Raw genomic sequence first — 17,913 nt, 5'->3', positions numbered from 1 at the left:
ACGGCGGAGCACTTGCAGAACACGCAATCCTCCGAGGTTCACGTGCGGTCGCGCAGCGCTTTCAGCACCCGGCCGGAGATCTCCTCGACGCTGCCGACGCCGTCGACGGTCACCAGGATGTCGGCGTAGTACTCCAGCAGCGGCGCGGTGTCCGACACGTAGATCTGCTGGCGGCGGCGGATGACCTCTTCGGTGTCGTCCGCGCGGCCTCGGGACATCAGCCGCCCGACGACGACGTCCTCGGGCACCTGCAGCTGGATCACGGCGTCGAGCGAGACGTCGGCGTCGCCCAGGATCTCCCCGAGCACCTCGGCCTGCTTGGTGTTGCGGGGGAAGCCGTCGAGCAGGAAGCCGGCCTTCGCGTCCGGCTCCGCCAGCCGCTCACGGACCATTTCGTTGGTCACCGAGTCGGGCACGAGCTCGCCGGAGTCGAGGTAGCGCTTGGCCTCCTGGCCCAGCGGGGTCTCCTGGCCGACGTGCGCGCGGAACAGCTCGCCCGTGGAGATGTGCGGGATGCGCAGCTGCTCCGACAGAGCCACCGCCTGCGTACCTTTGCCCGCGCCGGGCGGACCCACGAGAACCAGCCGCGTCACTTCAAGAACCCTTCGTAGTTGCGCTGCATCAGCTGGCTTTCGATCTGCTTCACGGTGTCGAGCCCGACACCGACCATGATCAGCACAGCCGTGCCACCGAACGGGAAGTTCTGGTTGTTCCCGCTACCGGTCACCGACAGGAAGAAGTTCGGAAGGATCGCGATGATGCCCAGGTACAGCGAGCCGGGCAGGGTGATCCGGCCCAGGACGAAGCTCAGGTACTCGGCCGTCGGGCGGCCCGGGCGGATGCCCGGGATGAACCCGCCGAACTTCTTCATCTCTTCCGCACGCTCGTCCACGTTGAACGTGATCGTGATGTAGAAGTACGTGAAGAAGATGATCAGGCCGAAGTACAGCGCGATGTGCACCCAGCTGGACTGGTTCACGATGTAGTTCTTGATGAAGACCTGCCAGCCGGAGTTGCTGTTCTGGTCGCCGACGAGACGGCTGATCAGGTCCGGCAGGTACAGCAGGGACGACGCGAAGATGACCGGGATGACGCCGGCCTGGTTCACCTTGATCGGCAGGTAGGTCGACGTGCCGCCGTACATCCGGCGGCCGATCATGCGCTTGGCGTACTGCACCGGGATCCGGCGCTGGCCCTGCTCGACGAAGATGACGCTCGCGATGATCACGAGGCCGAAGATGCAGATCATCGTCAGCGCGATGCCACCGCCGTTGGACAGGATGTTCCCGCCCTCGACCGGGATGCGCGCGGCGATGTTCAGGAAGATCAGGACGGACATGCCGTTGCCGACGCCGCGCTCGGTGATCAGCTCGCCCAGCCACATCATGACGGCGGTGCCCGCGGTCATGGTGATGACGATGATCGCCAGCGAGTAGACGCTGTTGTCCGGGATGATCGGCTGGTCGCAGTCGGGGAAGAGCTGCTTGCGGTCCGCGAGCGCGACCACGCCGGTGGCCTGCAGGATCGCCAGCGCGACCGTCAGGTACCGGGTGTACTGGGTCAGCTTGCCCTGGCCGGACTGACCTTCCTTCTTCAGCTCCTCGAACCGCGGGATGACCACGGTCAGCAGCTGGATGATGATGCTCGCCGTGATGTACGGCATGATGCCGGTCGAGAAGAGCGACAGCTGCAGCAGCGCACCGCCGCTGAACAGGTTCAGCAGCTGGTAGACGCCCTCCTGCTGCGCCTGGGAGCTACAGGCCTGTACCGCCCCGTAGGAGATCCCGGGTGCCGGAATGGTCGCACCGATTCGGTAGACCGCGACGATGGCTAGCGTGAACAGGATCTTCTTGCGTAGATCCGGCGTCGCGAGAGCCGAGCGGAAGGCGCTGAACACGCGGGGGACCTCCTCGGCGTCGTCGGCCGTCCTCAACCGACGATCGGCTTGGCCGGCACGGGGCCGGCGGGAACACACAGCACTACTGGCAGGCAAGCCAGGAACGCTTCGGGGCACACTCGTCCCGAAGCGTGTCGCCGACTCTAACAGCTTCACAGGGCGTGTCCGCAGTCCGTGTGCGTTTTCCGTACCAAGGTTGCTCCGGCGGGTTGATCCACATCGCCGTCTTGGCCGTATTCCTTGACAGATTACGGCTCACGCGTTCGACGTCGCGAGCACGCCGGCCAGGCCGACGAGGACCACGCCGGTCCCCCGGTCCACGTTGCGGCGGGTCCGCCGGGTCAGCTTGATCGTCTTCAGGCAGGCGCCGGCCCCGACGTAGACCGAGCCGGCCAGGAACTCGGCGAGCAGGTAGACCGCGCCGAGCAGTGCGATTTGTGCCGGAAATGGCCCGTGACCTGCGTCGATGAACTGCGGGACGAACGCGGTGAAGATCAGGATGGCCTTGGGGTTGGTGATCGCTACGCCGAACTCCTTGCACGTCACCCGCCAGGCCGAGGCGGGTCGCGTGTCCGATTCGGGGACGTCCGTTTTGCCCCGGAAAGTCGACCACAGCAGGCGCAGGCCGAGGTAGAGCAGATAGGCGGCGCCGGCCCACTTGATGATCGTCAAGGCGGTCTCGGAGGCGGCCAGCAGCTGTCCCAGCCCGGCCGCGACGGCGGTGATCAACAGGGTGAACGCGGCCAGCCGGCCGGCCAGCCCGGCGAGGCCGCGGCGGACACCGTGCGTCATCCCGTGGTGGAGGCCGAGCAGGTTGTTCGCCCCGGGCGTAAGCGCGATGAGGACGGAAGCCCCGAAGAAGACCAGCAGCCACGACACGTTTCCACGGTAGCCGCCGGGGTCAACCGGGTTCTTCGGGCGGGAGCACGGTGATGGCGACCCCGCTGGGCGGGGTCGGGGTGTCGGCGTAGGCGAGGGCGGGATCGGCCCAGTTCCGGCCCGGCAGTGCGGCGACGACCGCCGCGGCGGCGGCCACGGCGGTGGCGGCGATGAGCAGCCACATGCCGGCGGCGGTGGTGACCTCGAGGTCCATGCCGTCGGCCATGGCGGACCAGCCGAGCCCGCTCATCCCGACGGTGAGGACGACCCCGCCGGTGAAGAAGGCCCCGGCCCCGACGAGCCACCGCCCGCGGCGAGGCCGCGCGAAGGCGGTGAACGCGGCGATGGCGAGCAGGAGGACGGCCAGGACGACGGGAATGCCGACGGGCGAGGAGGCCTGGTCGGTGGCTTCCTGCCCGGGGATTTCGATCCGGCTGCCCCAGGCGGTTTCGGTGACGGTGAGCTGGGCATCGAAGTACCGCTGCCGGACGCTGACGTGCTGCTGGAGGCGGAAGAGGGGCAGGAAGAGGCCGCCGGTGGCCAGGAGGGCCGCTGCCGCGGTGAGGGCCGGTGGGAGGAAGCGCAGGAGCCTGGGGGTTCCGGCGGGTGCTTCGGTGGCCGGGATCGGCTGCGCCGGTGGGGTTGGCGCTGTTGGCGCGGCCGGCGGAGGGGCGGGGACGGTGCCGGGCAACTGGGCGACCGGAAACGGCAGCGGTGTGGCCGGTGGGGGTGCCTGCGGGGCTGGGAAGGGCTCCGCGGTCGGCGGGGGCGCTTGCGTGACCGGGAAGTCGAGCGGGTTGGCGAGCGCTCCACCGGCACGGTCCCCCGGCGGCTGCGCCGCCACCGGGGGCGGCGAACCAGCGGAAAGCGGCGTGGCTTCCACCGGGAACGCCAGCGGATCCCCGTTCGGCGGCGAGCCCGCGCCCGGCTCCACGCCCGCGACCTTCGGCGCCTCCACCGGGAAGCTCAACGGTGACTCCGGGGGCTCAGGCGGCTCCTGCGACGGTCTGTCCACCCCTCGATCCTCCGTCCGGACCCGCACCGCGGCAAGGAACCTGTCCGGTCAGTCCTCCTCGGGCGGGAGCACCGTGATCACCACTCCCGACGGCGGAGTCGGCGTGTCCGCGTACGCCGCCTCCGGGTCGGCCCACCGGCGGGTGGCCGACTGGATCACCGCCGCCGCCGCGGCCGTGGCCACCGCCGCCAGCAGGACCCATGTGCCGGCCAGGGGCGTGGTCGAAACCTGCGGGCCGCGGTCGTCGACCAGGCTGCGCATGCCCTGCACCGCGACCGTGCACACCGCTCCCGCCAGGAACGCCGCGCCCACCAGCGTCGTCCGCCGCGCGGGCCGGCGCGTCACCACGCCGAACACCGACGCCGCCAGCAGGATCGCGGCCGCCAGCAGCAGCGGGACGCCCAGTGGTGCCGACGGTGAGCTGAGCTCCCCCTGGCCCGGGAACGTGAAGTCGATCCGCCAGGCCCGCAGCGTCGTCCGCGCGATCCCCGACGGCTCCAGCCCCACCGCCTGTTCCGTGCGGAAGAACGGCAGGAACGTCCCCACCACGGTCAACGCCGTCGCGACCACGACGAGCACCGGTGCGAACCACGAACGCATGAACTCCCCCTCGGAAAACGCCGAAGGCCCGCCTGGCGAACCAGACGGGCCTTCGAACGAGCAACCTCAGTTGGTGGTGGCGGAGCCACCGGCCGCTTCGAGCTTCTCCTTGGCGGAGCCGGAGAACGCGTCGGCGGTGACGTTCAGCTTGACGCCGTTCACGTCGCCGTTGCCGAGGACCTTCACCAGCTTGCCCTTGCGAACCAGACCGCCCTTGACCAGCTCGTCGGCACCGATGGTGCCGCCGTCCGGGAAGACGCGGGCGATGTCGCCCACGTTCACCGGCTGGTACTCGGTGCGGAAGCGGTTCTTGAAGCCACGCAGCTTCGGGAGCCGCATGTGGATGGGCATCTGCCCACCCTCGAACCCGGCGGGCACGTTCTTCCGGGCCTTGGTGCCCTTCGTACCGCGACCGGCCGTCTTGCCCTTCGAGCCCTCACCACGGCCGACGCGGATCTTGTCGGTCTTCGCGCCCGGGGCCGGACGCAGGTGGTGGATCTTGATGGCCGTCATGCCTGGACCTCCTCGACCTCCACCAGGTGGCGGACGGTGTGGATCAGGCCGCGCACCTGGGGGGTGTCTTCACGCACGACGCTCTGGCGGATCTTGCGCAGCCCGAGGGTGCGCAGCGACTCGCGGTGAGCGTGCTTCGTGCCGATCTTGCTCTTGACCTGGGTGACCTTGAGCTGAGCCATGTCAGACCCCCTGGCCCGCGCGCTGGCGCAGCATCCGGGCCGGCGCGACGTCCTCGAGCGGGAGACCGCGGCGGGCCGCGACCTCTTCGGGACGCTGCAGGCCCTTCAGGGCCGCCACGGTCGCGTGCACGATGTTGATCGCGTTGTCGGAGCCGAGCGACTTCGACAGCACGTCGTGGACACCCGCGCACTCCAGCACCGCGCGCACCGGGCCACCGGCGATGACGCCGGTACCGGCGGACGCCGGACGGAGCAGCACGACACCGGCGGCCTCCTCACCCTGGATCGGGTGCGGGATGGTGCCGCCGACGCGGGGAACGCGGAAGAAGTTCTTCTTCGCTTCCTCGACGCCCTTGGCGATGGCCGCGGGAACTTCCTTGGCCTTGCCGTAGCCGACGCCGACCTGACCGTCGCCGTCGCCGACGACCACCAGGGCGGTGAAGCTGAAGCGACGACCACCCTTGACGACCTTGGCGACGCGGTTGATCGTCACGACCTTCTCGAGGTGCGGGGTCTTGTCCTGGGCCGCCCCGCCACGACCGCTGTCGCGCCGGTCACGGCGGTCGCGACGGTCACCGCGGTCGTTGCCGCCCTGCCCGCCGGGTCCACCCTGGCCGCCGCCGAATTGCCGTGTACGTCCCGGCATCAGGCTTTCCTTCCGTTAACAAGCTTCTGCATCGTCAGAACTCCAACCCCGCCTCGCGGGCGGCGTCGGCGAGCGCGGCGATGCGGCCGTGGTAGGCGTTGCCGCCACGGTCGAACACCACAGCCGAGATCCCGGCGTTCTTGGCACGCGCGGCGACGAGCTCCCCGACCTTGGCGGCCTTGGTCTTCTTGTCGCCTTCGAGCGCCCGGACGTCCGCCTCGAGGGTGGACGCCGAGACCAGCGTGTGGCCGGCCAGGTCGTCGATCACCTGCACGGCGATGTGCCGCGAGGACCGCTTGACGACCAGGCGCGGACGCTGGTCCGTGCCCGAGACCTTCTTGCGGAGGCGGAAGTGCCGACGGGCCTTCGCGACGCGGCGGCGGGTCGAGATGTCCTTGCCCACCGGCTTGCGCTTCGTAGTCGTGTCGCTCATGATCACTTACCCGTCTTTCCGACCTTGCGGCGGATCTTCTCGCCCTCGTACCGCAGGCCCTTGCCCTTGTACGGGTCCGGGCGCCGCAGCCGGCGGATGACCGCCGAGATCTGGCCGACCTTCTGCTTGTCGATGCCGGAGACCGAGAACCGGGTCGGGCTCTCCACCTTGAAGGTGATGCCTTCCGGAGCCTCGATCTTCACCGGGTGCGAGTAGCCGAGGGCGAACTCGAGGTCCGAGCCCTTGGCCTGCACGCGGTAACCGACACCGTGGATCTCGAGCTTCTTCTCGTAGCCCGAGGTCACACCCACGACCAGGTTGTTCACCAGGGTGCGGGTGAGGCCGTGCAGAGCCTTGCTGGTGCGCTCGTCGTCCGGGCGCTTGACCAGCAGGGTGCCGTCGTCGTCGCGCTCGACCGTGATCGGCTCGGCGACGGTGTGCTCCAGGGTCCCCTTGGGGCCCTTGACGCTGATGTGCTGACCGTTGATGGTCACCTCGACCCCGGAGGGGACGGCGACCGGCAGCTTTCCGATGCGTGACATGTCTGTGCCCCCTTCCTTACCAGACGTAGGCGAGGACTTCGCCGCCCACGCTGTTGCGCTTGGCCTGCCGGTCCGTCTGCAGGCCACCGGACGTCGAGATGATCGCGATGCCCAGCCCGCCGAGAACGGACGGCAGTTCGGTCGATTTTGCGTAGACCCGCAGACCGGGCTTGGAGACGCGCCGCAGGCCGGCGATGCTCCGCTCACGGTTGGGGCCGTACTTGAGCTCGACGACCAGGTTCTTGTGCTTCTCGCCCGGCTCGTCGTGGTAACCCGCGATGTAGCCCTCGCGCTTGAGGATCTCGGCGATGTTCGCCTTGAGCTTCGAGTGCGGGAGCTTGACCTCGTCGTGGTACGCCGAGTTCGCGTTGCGCAGACGCGTCAAGAAGTCTGCGATGGGGTCGGTCATCGTCATGGTGACCTGTCAACCTTTCTCGCCCTGGTTCCCCGCTCCCAGAAGGAGCGGGGCCTGTGGCGAAGTGGGAGTTAAAAAGAAGCTCTTACCAGCTGGACTTGCGGACGCCGGGCAGCTCGCCCGCGTGCGCCATCTCGCGAAGGCAGATCCGGCAGAGCCCGAACTTGCGGAACACGGCGTGCGGGCGGCCGCACCGCTGGCAGCGGGTGTAGGCGCGCACGGCGAACTTCGGCTTCTTCGCGGCCTTGTGGACCAGTGCTTTCTTGGCCATCGGCTCAGTTCTCCTTGAACGGGAAGCCGAGCTTGCGCAGCAGCGCCCGGCCCTCGTCGTCGTTCGTAGCGGTCGTGACGACGGTGACGTCCATGCCGCGCGGGCGGTCGATGGAGTCGGGGTCGATCTCGTGGAACATCGACTGCTCGTTGAGACCGAAGGTGTAGTTGCCGTGGCCGTCGAACTGCTTCGGCGAAAGCCCGCGGAAGTCGCGGATACGCGGCAGCGCGATGGTCAGCAGCCGGTCGAGGAACTCCCACATGCGGTCGCCGCGCAGCGTGACGCGCGCGCCGATCGGCTGGCCCTCGCGCAGCTTGAACTGCGCGATGGACTTGCGGGCCTTGCGGACCTCGGGCTTCTGGCCCGTGATCAGCGCGAGGTCCTTGACCGCGCCCTCGATCAGCTTGCTGTCGCGGGCGGCGTCGCCGACGCCCATGTTCACGACGACCTTCGTCACGCCCGGGATCTGGTGGACGTTGGCGAAGGAGAACTCCGCCTGCAGCTGGCCCTTGATCTCGTCGCGGTAGCGCACCTTGAGGCGCGGCGCGACCTTCTCTGCGGTGGTCATCAGATGTCCTTACCGTTCCGGCGCGAGATCCGGACCTTCTTGCCGTCCTCGCCGATGCGGTAGCCCACCCGGGACGGCTTGCCGTCCGAGTCGACGACCATCACGTTCGAGACGTGGATGGGCGCCTCCTGCGTGACGATGCCACCGGACTGCGCGCCGCGCTGGGTCTGGGTGATCCGCGTGTGCTTCTTGATCCGGTTCACGCCCTCGACCAGCACGCGGTCGCGCTCCGGGTAAGCCTGGATGACCTTGCCCTTGGCGCCCTTGTCCTTGCCGGCGATGACGACGACCGTGTCGCCCTTCTTCACCTTCATCACAGCACCTCCGGCGCGAGCGAAATGATCTTCATGAACTTTCGGTCGCGCAGCTCGCGGCCCACCGGGCCGAAGATGCGGGTGCCCCGGGGCTCGTTGTCGTTCTTGATGAGCACGGCGGCGTTCTCGTCGAACCGGATGTAGGAACCGTCCGGACGACGACGCTCCTTGACCGTGCGGACGATGACGGCCTTGACGACGTCGCCCTTCTTCACCCCGGCGGCCGGGATGGCGTCCTTCACGGTGGCGACGATGATGTCGCCGATGCCGGCGTAGCGCCGCCCGGAACCACCGAGAACGCGGATGCAGAGGATTTCCTTCGCACCCGTGTTGTCGGCTACCCGAAGCCGCGACTCCTGCTGGATCACGTCAACTCCTGTATGTCGCGCCGGTTCTCGCCCGCTTGTGAGGTCCACATTGGCGAGCCTTGCGGAACTAAAGACTCCTGAGAGCCCTGCTTACTTGGCCTTCTCCACGATCTGCACCAGGCGCCACCGCTTCGTCGCCGACAGCGGGCGGGTCTCCATCAGGGTGACCCGGTCGCCCACGCCCGCCTCGTTGTTCTCGTCGTGCACCTTCACCTTGGAGGTGGTGCGGACGACCTTCGAGTAGCGGGGGTGCTTCTTGCGGTCCTCGAGCTCGACCACGATCGTCTTGTTCATCTTGTCCGAGACGACGTAGCCCTCGCGGACCTTGCGGTCGTTCCGGGCCGGCGTCTCGGTGGTGGGCTCGCTCATGCGGCACCTTCACTCTCGGCGTCGGGGGCAACGGACAGGCCGAGTTCGCGCTCGCGCATGACCGTGTAGATCCGCGCGATGTCCGTGCGGACGGTGCGCAGACGGCGGTTGTTGTCGAGCTGCCCGGTCGCCATCTGGAAGCGGAGGTTGAACAGCTCCTCCTTGTATTCCTTCAGACGCAGGACGAGCTCTTCCGCGGTGAGCTCACGCAGCTCCGATGCCAGGGCACCTGCCTTCGCCATCAGAACTCACCACCTTCACGGGTCACGATGCGGCACTTCATGGGCAGCTTGTGGATCGCGCGGCGGAGCGCCTCGCGGGCCGTCTCCTCGTTCGGGAACGAGATCTCGAACATCACGCGGCCCGGCTTCACGTTGGCGATCCACCACTCGGGCGAACCCTTACCGGAACCCATGCGGGTCTCGGCCGGCTTCTTGGTCAGCGGGCGGTCCGGGTAGATGGTCGTCCACACCTTGCCACCACGCTTGATGTGACGGGTCATGGCGATACGAGCGGACTCGATCTGCCGGTTCGTCACGTAGCTGTGCTCAAGCGCCTGGATGCCGTACTCGCCGAAGCTGACCTTCGTGCCACCCTTGGCGGCGCCGTGGCGCTTCGGGGAGTGCTGCTTCCGGTGCTTGACCCTGCGCGGGATGAGCACGTCTCAGCCCTCCGTCTTTTCTGCGGTCTCGGTGGCCGGGGCCGCCTCGGTCGTGGCGGCAGCGGCGGCGCGGCCGGCTTCGGTCGAGGTGGCGGTCGTGCCCGACGCGCCGGACCGACGCGGGCGGGACGGCCGGTCGCTGCGCTCGCGACGCGGCGCGCGCTCGGCGGCGTCACGGGCCTCGCGGGCCTTCAGGCCACCGACGAGCTCACCCTTGTAGATCCACACCTTCACGCCGATGCGACCGAACGTCGTCTTGGCCTCGAAGAAGCCGTAGTCGATGTCGGCGCGCAGCGTGTGCAGCGGGACCCGGCCGTCGCGGTAGTGCTCGGAGCGGGACATCTCGGCACCGCCGAGACGACCGCCGCACTGCACGCGGATGCCCTTGACCTGCGGCGAGCGCATGGAGGTCTGGATCGCCTTCCGCATCGCGCGGCGGAACGCCACGCGGTTGGAGAGCTGCTCCGCGACCGCCTGGGCGACCAGCTGGGCGTCGGCCTCGGGGTTCTTGACCTCGAGGATGTTCAGCTGGACCTGCTTCTTGGTCAGCTTCTCCAGCGCGCCGCGGATCCGGTCGGCCTCCGCGCCGCGGCGGCCGATGACGATGCCCGGCCGGGCGGTGTGGATGTCGACGCGGACGCGGTCACGGGTGCGCTCGATCTCGACCTTGGAGATGCCCGCTCGCTCCATGCCGGTGGCGAGGAGCTTGCGGATCTTGACGTCCTCGGCCACGTACTCGGCGTACTGCTTGTCGGCGTACCAGCGCGACTTCCAGTCCGTGGTGATACCCAGGCGGAAACCGTGCGGGTTGATCTTCTGGCCCACTACCGGCCACCTGCCTTCTTCTTGCTCTGAGCCTTCTGCGCGACGGCCGGACGCGACTCCACCTCGACGGTGATGTGGCTGGTCCGCTTGCGGATCCGGTACGCGCGGCCCTGGGCCCGCGGGCGGATGCGCTTGAGGGTGGGGCCCTCGTCGGCGTACGCGTTCTTGACCCAGAGCGTCTCCGGGTCCAGCTGAAGGTTGTTCTCGGCGTTGGCCACGGCGCTGGCGAGCACCTTCGCGACCGGCTCGCTGGCCGCCTGCGGGGCGAACCGGAGCACGGCCAAGGCGTCGGCGGCGCTACGTCCCTTGATGAGCTCGATCACCCGGCGCACCTTGGTCGGCGAGTCCCGGACGAAGCGAGCCCGCGCGTAAGCCGTAGGCAAGGCCTCGACCGTCGCGTCGTTCTGGGCGTTCATCGCTACTTCCCTTGTCTTTTCTCGTGCCCGCTCAGCGGCGGCGCGACTTGCGGTCGTCCTTGATGTGGCCCTTGAAGGTCCGCGTCGGGGCGAACTCGCCCAGCTTGTGACCCACCATGGCCTCGGTGACGAACACCGGGACGTGCTTGCGGCCGTCGTGCACGGCGATCGTGTGACCCAGGAAGTCCGGGATGATCGTCGAGCGGCGCGACCAGGTCTTGATGACCGTCTTCTTGCCCGATTCGTTCAGCGCGTCCACCTTCTTGAGCAGGTGGTCGTCCACGAACGGGCCCTTCTTAAGGCTGCGTGGCATGTGCTTCTACCTCCCTGCTCAGCGCTTCTTGCCGGTACGCCGGCGGCGGACGATGAGGGCGTCGGACGGCTTGCGCCGGCGCGTACGGCCCTCGGGCTTACCGTTCGGGTTGACCGGGTGGCGACCACCGGAGGTCTTGCCCTCACCACCACCGTGCGGGTGGTCGACCGGGTTCATGACGACACCACGGACCGTGGGGCGCTTGCCGCGCCAGCGGTTGCGGCCCGCCTTGCCCCAGTTGATGTTGGCGTGCTCGGAGTTGCCGACCTCGCCGACCGTGGCGCGGTTGCGCACGTCCACGTTGCGGATCTCGCCCGAGGGGAGACGCAGCTGGGCGTACGGCCCGTCCTTGGCGACGAGCTGCACCTTCGCGCCCGCGGACCGCGCCATCTTCGCGCCGCCACCGGGGCGGAGCTCGATCGCGTGGATCACGGTGCCGACCGGGATGTTGCGCAGCGGCAGGTTGTTGCCCGGCTTGATGTCGGCCCGGGGGCCGTTCTCGACCGTGTCGCCCTGCTTCAGCTTCTCCGGCGCGATGATGTAGCGCTTCTCGCCGTCGGCGTAGTGCAGCAGCGCGATGCGAGCGGACCGGTTGGGGTCGTACTCGATGTGCGCGACCTTGGCGGGGATGCCGTCCTTGTCATTGCGACGGAAGTCGATGACGCGGTAGGCGCGCTTGTGGCCGCCACCCTTGTGCCGGGTGGTGATCTTGCCGGACGAGTTGCGACCGCCCGAACCGCTCAGCGGACGAAGCAGCGACTTCTCCGGGGTGGAGCGGGTGATCTCGGCGAAGTCCGAGACGCTCGAACCGCGACGACCGGGGGTCGTCGGCTTGTACTTGCGGATGCCCATTGTCAGCTCAGTCCTTTACGCGGTGGGTCCGCCGAAGATCTCGATCGCCTTGCTCTCGGGCGAAAGAGTCACGATGGCGCGCTTGGTGTCCTTGCGCTTGCCGAAGCCCGCGCGAGTCCGCTTCCGCTTGCCCTGGCGGTTGGCCGTGTTGACGCTGACCACCTTGACGCCGAACACCTTCTCGACCGCGATCTTGATCTGGGTCTTGTTGGCGTCCGGGCGGACGATGAACGTGTACTTGTGGTCCTCGAGCAGCCCGTAGGACTTCTCGGAGATGACCGGCGCGAGCAGGATGTCGCGGGGGTCCGGAATGGCGACCGAACTCACTTCTCGTCACTCCCTTCCGTGACCTCGCCCGACCGCGCCGAGGCCTTGGCCTTGCCGCGGGCGGGGCCGGCGACGAACGCGTCGTACGCGGCCTTGGTGAACACGACGTCGTCGTTGACCAGGACGTCGTAGGTGTTGAGCTGGTCGGCCCAGAGCAGGTGCACCTCGGGCAGGTTCCGGAGGGAAACCCAGCTCAGCTCGTCGGCCCGGTCCAGCACCACGAGCACGCGCTTCGCGGCCGTGACGGCGGCGAGGGCGGTCTTGGCGGCCTTGGTCGACGGCTTCTCACCGGTCACCAGCTCGGTGACGACGTGCAGCTGGCCGGCGCGGGCCCGGTCGGAGAGGGCGCCACGCAGAGCGGCGGCCTTCATCTTCTTCGGGGTGCGCTGGGTGTAGTCGCGCGGCGTGGGGCCGTGCACGACGCCACCGCCGGCGAACTGCGGCGCGCGGGTCGAACCCTGGCGGGCACGGCCGGTGCCCTTCTGCCGGTACGGCTTCTTGCCGCCACCGGAGACCTCACCGCGGGTCTTCGTGTCGTGCGTGCCCTGGCGCGCGGCGGCCAGCTGGGCCACCACCACCTGGTGCATCAGCGCGACATTGGCCTGCACGTCGAAGATCTCCTCGGGGAGATCGACCGTGCCGTCGGCTTTACCGGCCGGGGTCTTCAGCTCGACGCTTGTCATTCGGAGTTACCACCCTTCGCGGCGCTGCGCACGAACAGCAGGCCGCCCTTGGGACCGGGCACGGCGCCCTTGATCAGCAGCAGGCCGTCTTCGGCACGCACGGCGTGCACGGTCAGGTTCTGCGTGGTGACCCGGTCGTTGCCCATCCGGCCCGCCATGCGCAGGCCCTTGAAGACGCGGCCGGGGGTGGCGCAGCCACCGATCGAACCCGGCTTGCGGTGCACGGCCTGGGCACCGTGGCTCGCGCCCTGGCCCTTGAAGCCGTGGCGCTTCATGACACCGGCGTAGCCCTTGCCCTTGCTGGTACCGGTCACGTCGACCTCGGTGCCGGCGGCGAACACCTCGGCGGTGATCTCCTGGCCGACCTCGTAGGTCTCGGCGTCGGTGGTACGCAGCTCCGCGAGGAAGCGCCGCGGGGTCACGCCCGCCTTGTCGTAGTGGCCGGTGCGCGGCTTGTTCACCTTGCGCGGGTCGACCGCGCCGAACGCCAGCTGCACGGCCTTGTAGCCGTCCTTCTCCTGGGTCCGAACCTGGGTGACCACGTTCGGACCGGCCTTCACGACGGTGACCGGGACAACCCGGTTCTGCTCGTCGAAGACCTGGGTCATGCCGAGCTTGGTGCCCAGGATGCCCTTCATCTGCCTGTCAGACATGAGTCTCTTATCTCCGCCGCTCGCCCAACGCTTACTGGATGTTGACGTCGACGCTCGCCGGCAGGTCGATGCGCATGAGCGCGTCGACCGTCTTCGGCGTCGGGTCGAGGATGTCGATCAGACGCTTGTGCGTGCGCATCTCGAAGTGCTCGCGCGAGTCCTTGTACTTGTGCGGCGAGCGGATGACGCAGTAAACGTTCTTCTCGGTGGGCAGCGGCACCGGCCCGACGACCCGGGCGCCGGTGCGCGTGACCGTCTCCACGATCTTGCGCGCCGAGGTGTCGATCGCCTCGTGGTCGTAGGCCTTGAGCCGGATGCGGATCTTCTGTCCCGCCATGGTGGCTGCTCGTTCCTTGTCGTCTCGTGCCGCTATCTCACAAACCCCGCCGGGTGTTTCCACCCTGACGCTGGGTTTCCGCAGTTCAACGGCCCTGTCCCCGGTCCACGCGGTCGGGCGTGTCGCGCCCGACGCACAGACGGATCCCGCGGGATCGTCGTCTTGCCTGGTCTTCCTCAACGTGAGGAGGCTATGAGCCGGCTGACCGTCTCACTGCCTTTGCCCGCTCGCCTGCAACCCGAAGGAAGAGCTCGGCGGACCGTGGCCACTCGCACCAGGGCGGCCGGACCCCGAAGGAGTCGGCCGCCCCAGGACGAGCAACCTGAATAGTGTCGCACACGTGATTTGACGCCCCTGACCCGGGGGTGTATTACCCCCCGGGCGGGGCGTCGAATCACTTGATGATCTTGGTGACCTGACCCGCACCGACGGTGCGGCCGCCCTCGCGGATCGCGAAGCGCAGGTTCTCGTCCATGGCGACCGGCTGGATCAGCTGCACCGAGATGTCGGTGTTGTCGCCCGGCATGACCATCTCGGTGCCCTCGGGGAGGGTCACGACGCCGGTCACGTCGGTGGTGCGGAAGTAGAACTGCGGGCGGTAGTTGTTGAAGAACGGGGTGTGACGGCCACCCTCGTCCTTCGACAGGATGTAGACCCGGCCCTCGAAGTCGGTGTGCGGGGTGGTGGTGCCCGGCTTCACGACGACCTGGCCGCGCTCGACGTCCTCGCGCTTGATGCCGCGGAGCAGGAGGCCGACGTTGTCGCCCGCCTGGCCCGAGTCGAGCAGCTTGCGGAACATCTCGACACCGGTGACAGTCGTCTTCTGCGACTTCTCCTTGATGCCGACGATCTCGACCTCTTCGTTCACGTTGACCACGCCACGCTCGACGCGGCCGGTGACGACGGTGCCGCGACCGGTGATGGTGAAGACGTCCTCGATCGGCATGAGGAACGGCTTGTCGAGCTCACGCACCGGGTCCGGCACGTTGTCGTCGACGGCGGTCATCAGCTCGAGAACGGCCTCGGCCCACTTCTCGTCGCCCTCGAGGGCCTTGAGGCCCGAGACGCGCACGACCGGGGCGTCGTCGCCCGGGAACTCCTGCGAGGACAGCAGCTCGCGGACCTCCAGCTCGACGAGCTCGAGGATCTCCTCGTCGTCGACCATGTCGGCCTTGTTCAGCGCGACCACGATGTAGGGCACGCCGACCTGGCGGGCGAGCAGCACGTGCTCGCGGGTCTGCGGCATCGGGCCGTCGGTCGCGGCCACGACCAGGATCGCGCCGTCCATCTGGGCGGCACCGGTGATCATGTTCTTGATGTAGTCCGCGTGACCGGGGGCGTCGACGTGCGCGTAGTGACGCTTCTCGGTCTGGTACTCGACGTGCGAGATGTTGATCGTGATACCGCGCTGGCGCTCTTCGGGCGCGTTGTCGATCTGGTCGAACGCACGCGACTCGTTGAGCTCGGGGTACTTGTCGTGCAGAACCTTGGTGATCGCCGCGGTCAGCGTGGTCTTGCCGTGGTCGACGTGACCGATGGTCCCGATGTTGACGTGCGGCTTGCTCCGCTCGAACTTCGCCTTCGCCACTGGAATGTCCTCCTGGACTGGTTTCGCTTTGTGCTCGGAGGGCAGCGTGGCTGCTGCCCTCCGAATGTTCCTTCGTCGGTGCTAGCGGACGTTCAGGAGAGTCCCTTAATGCCCGCGCGCGGTGGGGGTTTTTACTCCCCCGTCGCCTTCGCGATGATTTCCTTCGCGACGTTCGCGGGAACCTCGGCGTAGGAGTCGAACACCATGGAGTAGTTCGCCCGGCCCTGGGTGCGGGACCGGAGGTCGCCGACGTAGCCGAACATCTCCGACAGCGGGACCAGCGCCTTCACGACGCGGGTGCCCGACCGCTCCTCCATGGCCTGGATCTGACCACGGCGGGAGTTGAGGTCACCGATGACGTCACCCATGTAGTCCTCGGGCGTGGTCACCTCGACCGCCATCATCGGCTCCAGGATCACCGGGCCGGCCTTCTTCGCGGCTTCCTTCATCGCCATGGAACCGGCGATCTTGAACGCCATCTCCGAAGAGTCGACCTCGTGGTACGCACCGTCCAACAGGGTGAACTTCAACCCGACGAGCGGGTAGCCGGCCAGAACGCCGTACTGCATCGCGTCCTGCGCGCCCGCGTCCACCGACGGGATGTACTCCCGCGGCACGCGACCACCGGTCACCTTGTTGTCGAACTCGTAGAGCGCGCCGTCGGTGCGCTCGAGCGGCTCCAGCTTCACGATGACCTTCGCGAACTGGCCGGAACCACCGGTCTGCTTCTTGTGGACGTAGTCCAGCTTGTCGACCGTCTTCTTGATCGTCTCGCGGTAGGCGACCTGCGGCTTGCCGATGTTCGCCTCGACCTTGTAGTCGGACTTCATCCGGTTCACCAGCACCTCGAGGTGCAGCTCGCCCATGCCCGCGATGATCGTCTGGCCGGTGTCCTCGTCCAGCTTGACCTGGAACGTCGGGTCCTCTTCGGCCAGCTTCTGGATCGCCAGGGACAGCTTCTCCTGGTCGGCCTTCGTCTTCGGCTCGATCGCGACCCGGATGACCGGCTCGGGGAACGTCATCGACTCCAGCACGATCGGGTTCTGCGGGTCCGCCAGGGTGTCACCCGTGGTGGTGTCCTTCAGCCCGATGACCGCGTAGATGTGGCCGACCTGGGCGTCGTCGACCGGGTTCTCCTTGTTGGAGTGCATCTGGAAGATCTTCCCGATGCGCTCCTTGCGCTCCTTGGTCGCGTTGATGACCTGCGCGCCGGAAGCGACCTTGCCCGAGTACACCCGGATGTAGGTCAGCTTGCCGAAGAACGGGTGCGCCGCGATCTTGAACGCCAGGGCCGCGAACGGCTCGTCGACCGAAGCCTTCCGGGTCGCCGGGGTCTCACCGTCGGGGAGCAGGCCCTCGACGGCCGGGACGTCCAGCGGCGACGGCAGGTAGTCGATCACCGCGTCGAGCATGGGCTGCACGCCCTTGTTCTTGAACGCGGAGCCGGCCAGGACCGGGAACGCCGAGCGGTTGATGACGATCTTGCGGATGCCCGCCTTGATCTCCGCCTCGGTCAGCTCCTCGCCCTCGAGGAACTTCTCCATCAGGGCGTCGTCGGTCTCGGCGACGGTCTCGACCAGCTTCTCGCGGTACTCCGCGGCCCGGTCGGCCAGGTCGGCCGGGATGTCCTCGACGGTGTAGTCCTCGCCCTTCTGCACCTCGCCGCGCCAGACCAGGGCCTTCATGCGGACCAGGTCGACGACGCCTTCGAAGTCGTTCTCGGCGCCGATGGGCAGCTGGATCGCCAGCGGCTTGACGCCGAGGCGCTCCTCGATGGTGCGCAGGGTGTAGTAGAAGTCCGCACCCAGCTTGTCCATCTTGTTGACGAAGCAGATGCGCGGGACGTCGTACTTGTCCGCCTGCCGCCAGACCTGCTCGGACTGGGGCTCGACGCCCTCCTTGCCGTCGAAGACGGCGACCGCGCCGTCGAGCACCCGCAGGTTGCGCTCCACCTCGACGGTGAAGTCGACGTGCCCGGGGGTGTCGATCAGGTTGATCTGGTGGTCGTCCCAGAAGGTGGTGGTGGCAGCCGAGGTGATGGTGATACCCCGCTTCTGCTCCTCCTCCATCCAGTCCATGGTGGCGGCGCCGTCGTGGACTTCACCGATCTTGTAGTTGACCCCGGTGTAGAACAGGATCCGCTCGGTGGTGGTGGTCTTGCCGGCGTCGATGTGCGCCATGATGCCGATGTTGCGGACCTTGTTGAGGTCGGTCAGCACTTCACGTGCCACGAGAATGTTCCCCTG

The 17,913-nt window shown here is 68.0% G+C and carries 28 protein-coding genes; all 28 read right to left on the bottom strand.

Going from position 1 to position 17,913, the window contains the following annotated elements; translation table 11 throughout:
* Nucleotides 1-38 precede the first annotated feature (38 nt).
* The 28 genes from AB0J40_RS35590 to fusA all read right to left on the bottom strand — a co-directional run bounded on the left by AB0J40_RS35590 (nt 39) and on the right by fusA (nt 17,898).
* Nucleotides 39-593, bottom strand: coding sequence for an adenylate kinase (locus AB0J40_RS35590; protein WP_086681357.1), 555 nt, complete (start codon nt 591-593; stop codon nt 39-41).
* The gene (secY, locus tag AB0J40_RS35585) at nt 590-1,897 is read right to left on the bottom strand and encodes a preprotein translocase subunit SecY (RefSeq protein ID WP_364462560.1); all 1,308 of its coding nucleotides are present in this window, start codon (nt 1,895-1,897) and stop codon (nt 590-592) included. Before secY ends, AB0J40_RS35590 begins: the two co-directional genes overlap by 4 nt.
* Nucleotides 1,898-2,152: 255 nt before the next feature.
* Nucleotides 2,153-2,776, bottom strand: coding sequence for a LysE family translocator (locus AB0J40_RS35580; RefSeq protein ID WP_364462201.1), 624 nt, complete (start codon nt 2,774-2,776; stop codon nt 2,153-2,155).
* Between the two features lie 22 nt (nt 2,777-2,798).
* The gene (locus AB0J40_RS35575) at nt 2,799-3,746 is read right to left on the bottom strand and encodes a hypothetical protein (protein WP_364462198.1); all 948 of its coding nucleotides are present in this window, start codon (nt 3,744-3,746) and stop codon (nt 2,799-2,801) included.
* A 93-nt stretch (nt 3,747-3,839) separates the two neighbouring features.
* A complete protein-coding gene (locus AB0J40_RS35570) occupies nt 3,840-4,391 on the bottom strand; it encodes a hypothetical protein (RefSeq protein ID WP_364462195.1) in 552 nt (183 codons plus the stop codon).
* Between the two features lie 66 nt (nt 4,392-4,457).
* Entirely contained in the window at nt 4,458-4,904 is a 447-nt protein-coding gene (gene rplO, locus AB0J40_RS35565) for a 50S ribosomal protein L15 (protein ID WP_364462193.1), read from the bottom strand.
* Complete coding sequence (rpmD, locus tag AB0J40_RS35560) at nt 4,901-5,086, bottom strand: 50S ribosomal protein L30 (protein WP_004558875.1); 186 nt, start codon at nt 5,084-5,086, stop codon at nt 4,901-4,903. Before rpmD ends, rplO begins: the two co-directional genes overlap by 4 nt.
* Nucleotide 5,087: 1 nt before the next feature.
* Nucleotides 5,088-5,732, bottom strand: coding sequence for a 30S ribosomal protein S5 (rpsE, locus tag AB0J40_RS35555; protein WP_004558874.1), 645 nt, complete (start codon nt 5,730-5,732; stop codon nt 5,088-5,090).
* A 34-nt stretch (nt 5,733-5,766) separates the two neighbouring features.
* The gene (gene rplR / locus AB0J40_RS35550) at nt 5,767-6,165 is read right to left on the bottom strand and encodes a 50S ribosomal protein L18 (RefSeq protein ID WP_364462190.1); all 399 of its coding nucleotides are present in this window, start codon (nt 6,163-6,165) and stop codon (nt 5,767-5,769) included.
* 2 nt (nt 6,166-6,167) lie between these two features.
* Nucleotides 6,168-6,707 (bottom strand): 50S ribosomal protein L6, encoded by a 540-nt coding sequence (rplF, locus tag AB0J40_RS35545; protein WP_364462188.1) that lies wholly within the window; start codon nt 6,705-6,707, stop codon nt 6,168-6,170.
* A gap of 16 nt (nt 6,708-6,723) precedes the next feature.
* Complete coding sequence (gene rpsH / locus AB0J40_RS35540; RefSeq protein WP_004558871.1) at nt 6,724-7,122, bottom strand: 30S ribosomal protein S8; 399 nt, start codon at nt 7,120-7,122, stop codon at nt 6,724-6,726.
* A gap of 85 nt (nt 7,123-7,207) precedes the next feature.
* Entirely contained in the window at nt 7,208-7,393 is a 186-nt protein-coding gene (locus tag AB0J40_RS35535) for a type Z 30S ribosomal protein S14 (protein WP_004558870.1), read from the bottom strand.
* A gap of 4 nt (nt 7,394-7,397) precedes the next feature.
* On the bottom strand, nt 7,398-7,961 hold the full coding sequence (gene rplE, locus AB0J40_RS35530; protein WP_364462185.1) for a 50S ribosomal protein L5: 564 nt from the start codon (nt 7,959-7,961) through the stop codon (nt 7,398-7,400).
* Nucleotides 7,961-8,275: a 50S ribosomal protein L24 gene (gene rplX, locus AB0J40_RS35525; protein WP_086675498.1), complete on the bottom strand. Its 315-nt coding sequence runs from the start codon at nt 8,273-8,275 to the stop codon at nt 7,961-7,963. The genes rplE and rplX overlap by 1 nt, the downstream gene beginning before the upstream one ends.
* Nucleotides 8,275-8,643: a 50S ribosomal protein L14 gene (rplN, locus tag AB0J40_RS35520; RefSeq protein WP_004558867.1), complete on the bottom strand. Its 369-nt coding sequence runs from the start codon at nt 8,641-8,643 to the stop codon at nt 8,275-8,277. Before rplN ends, rplX begins: the two co-directional genes overlap by 1 nt.
* Nucleotides 8,644-8,733: 90 nt before the next feature.
* Complete coding sequence (rpsQ, locus tag AB0J40_RS35515; RefSeq protein ID WP_285456195.1) at nt 8,734-9,012, bottom strand: 30S ribosomal protein S17; 279 nt, start codon at nt 9,010-9,012, stop codon at nt 8,734-8,736.
* Nucleotides 9,009-9,254: a 50S ribosomal protein L29 gene (rpmC, locus tag AB0J40_RS35510; protein WP_125306113.1), complete on the bottom strand. Its 246-nt coding sequence runs from the start codon at nt 9,252-9,254 to the stop codon at nt 9,009-9,011. The genes rpsQ and rpmC overlap by 4 nt, the downstream gene beginning before the upstream one ends.
* On the bottom strand, nt 9,254-9,673 hold the full coding sequence (gene rplP / locus AB0J40_RS35505; RefSeq protein WP_004558864.1) for a 50S ribosomal protein L16: 420 nt from the start codon (nt 9,671-9,673) through the stop codon (nt 9,254-9,256). Before rplP ends, rpmC begins: the two co-directional genes overlap by 1 nt.
* Before the next feature lie 3 nt (nt 9,674-9,676).
* On the bottom strand, nt 9,677-10,498 hold the full coding sequence (gene rpsC, locus AB0J40_RS35500) for a 30S ribosomal protein S3 (RefSeq protein ID WP_323329520.1): 822 nt from the start codon (nt 10,496-10,498) through the stop codon (nt 9,677-9,679).
* On the bottom strand, nt 10,498-10,914 hold the full coding sequence (rplV, locus tag AB0J40_RS35495) for a 50S ribosomal protein L22 (RefSeq protein ID WP_125306112.1): 417 nt from the start codon (nt 10,912-10,914) through the stop codon (nt 10,498-10,500). Before rplV ends, rpsC begins: the two co-directional genes overlap by 1 nt.
* A 31-nt stretch (nt 10,915-10,945) precedes the next feature.
* On the bottom strand, nt 10,946-11,227 hold the full coding sequence (rpsS, locus tag AB0J40_RS35490; protein ID WP_003102083.1) for a 30S ribosomal protein S19: 282 nt from the start codon (nt 11,225-11,227) through the stop codon (nt 10,946-10,948).
* Between the two features lie 18 nt (nt 11,228-11,245).
* Complete coding sequence (gene rplB / locus AB0J40_RS35485) at nt 11,246-12,079, bottom strand: 50S ribosomal protein L2 (protein ID WP_257921854.1); 834 nt, start codon at nt 12,077-12,079, stop codon at nt 11,246-11,248.
* A gap of 15 nt (nt 12,080-12,094) precedes the next feature.
* Nucleotides 12,095-12,406: a 50S ribosomal protein L23 gene (gene rplW / locus AB0J40_RS35480; RefSeq protein WP_003102087.1), complete on the bottom strand. Its 312-nt coding sequence runs from the start codon at nt 12,404-12,406 to the stop codon at nt 12,095-12,097.
* Complete coding sequence (gene rplD, locus AB0J40_RS35475; RefSeq protein ID WP_364462179.1) at nt 12,403-13,089, bottom strand: 50S ribosomal protein L4; 687 nt, start codon at nt 13,087-13,089, stop codon at nt 12,403-12,405. Before rplD ends, rplW begins: the two co-directional genes overlap by 4 nt.
* Nucleotides 13,086-13,742, bottom strand: coding sequence for a 50S ribosomal protein L3 (gene rplC, locus AB0J40_RS35470; protein ID WP_364462176.1), 657 nt, complete (start codon nt 13,740-13,742; stop codon nt 13,086-13,088). Before rplC ends, rplD begins: the two co-directional genes overlap by 4 nt.
* A 31-nt stretch (nt 13,743-13,773) precedes the next feature.
* The gene (gene rpsJ / locus AB0J40_RS35465; protein WP_003102098.1) at nt 13,774-14,079 is read right to left on the bottom strand and encodes a 30S ribosomal protein S10; all 306 of its coding nucleotides are present in this window, start codon (nt 14,077-14,079) and stop codon (nt 13,774-13,776) included.
* A gap of 394 nt (nt 14,080-14,473) precedes the next feature.
* Complete coding sequence (gene tuf / locus AB0J40_RS35460; RefSeq protein WP_364462174.1) at nt 14,474-15,667, bottom strand: elongation factor Tu; 1,194 nt, start codon at nt 15,665-15,667, stop codon at nt 14,474-14,476.
* A gap of 131 nt (nt 15,668-15,798) precedes the next feature.
* On the bottom strand, nt 15,799-17,898 hold the full coding sequence (gene fusA, locus AB0J40_RS35455; RefSeq protein ID WP_364462171.1) for an elongation factor G: 2,100 nt from the start codon (nt 17,896-17,898) through the stop codon (nt 15,799-15,801).
* Between the last annotated feature and the right edge of the window lie 15 nt (nt 17,899-17,913).

Origin of the sequence: Amycolatopsis sp. NPDC049691 (assembly GCF_040675005.1) — a bacterium.
In the GTDB taxonomy this organism is placed as follows: Bacteria; Actinomycetota; Actinomycetes; order Mycobacteriales; family Pseudonocardiaceae; genus Amycolatopsis.
Note: the sequence above shows the minus strand (reverse complement) of the source record. Positions and strands in the feature narration are given on the sequence as shown.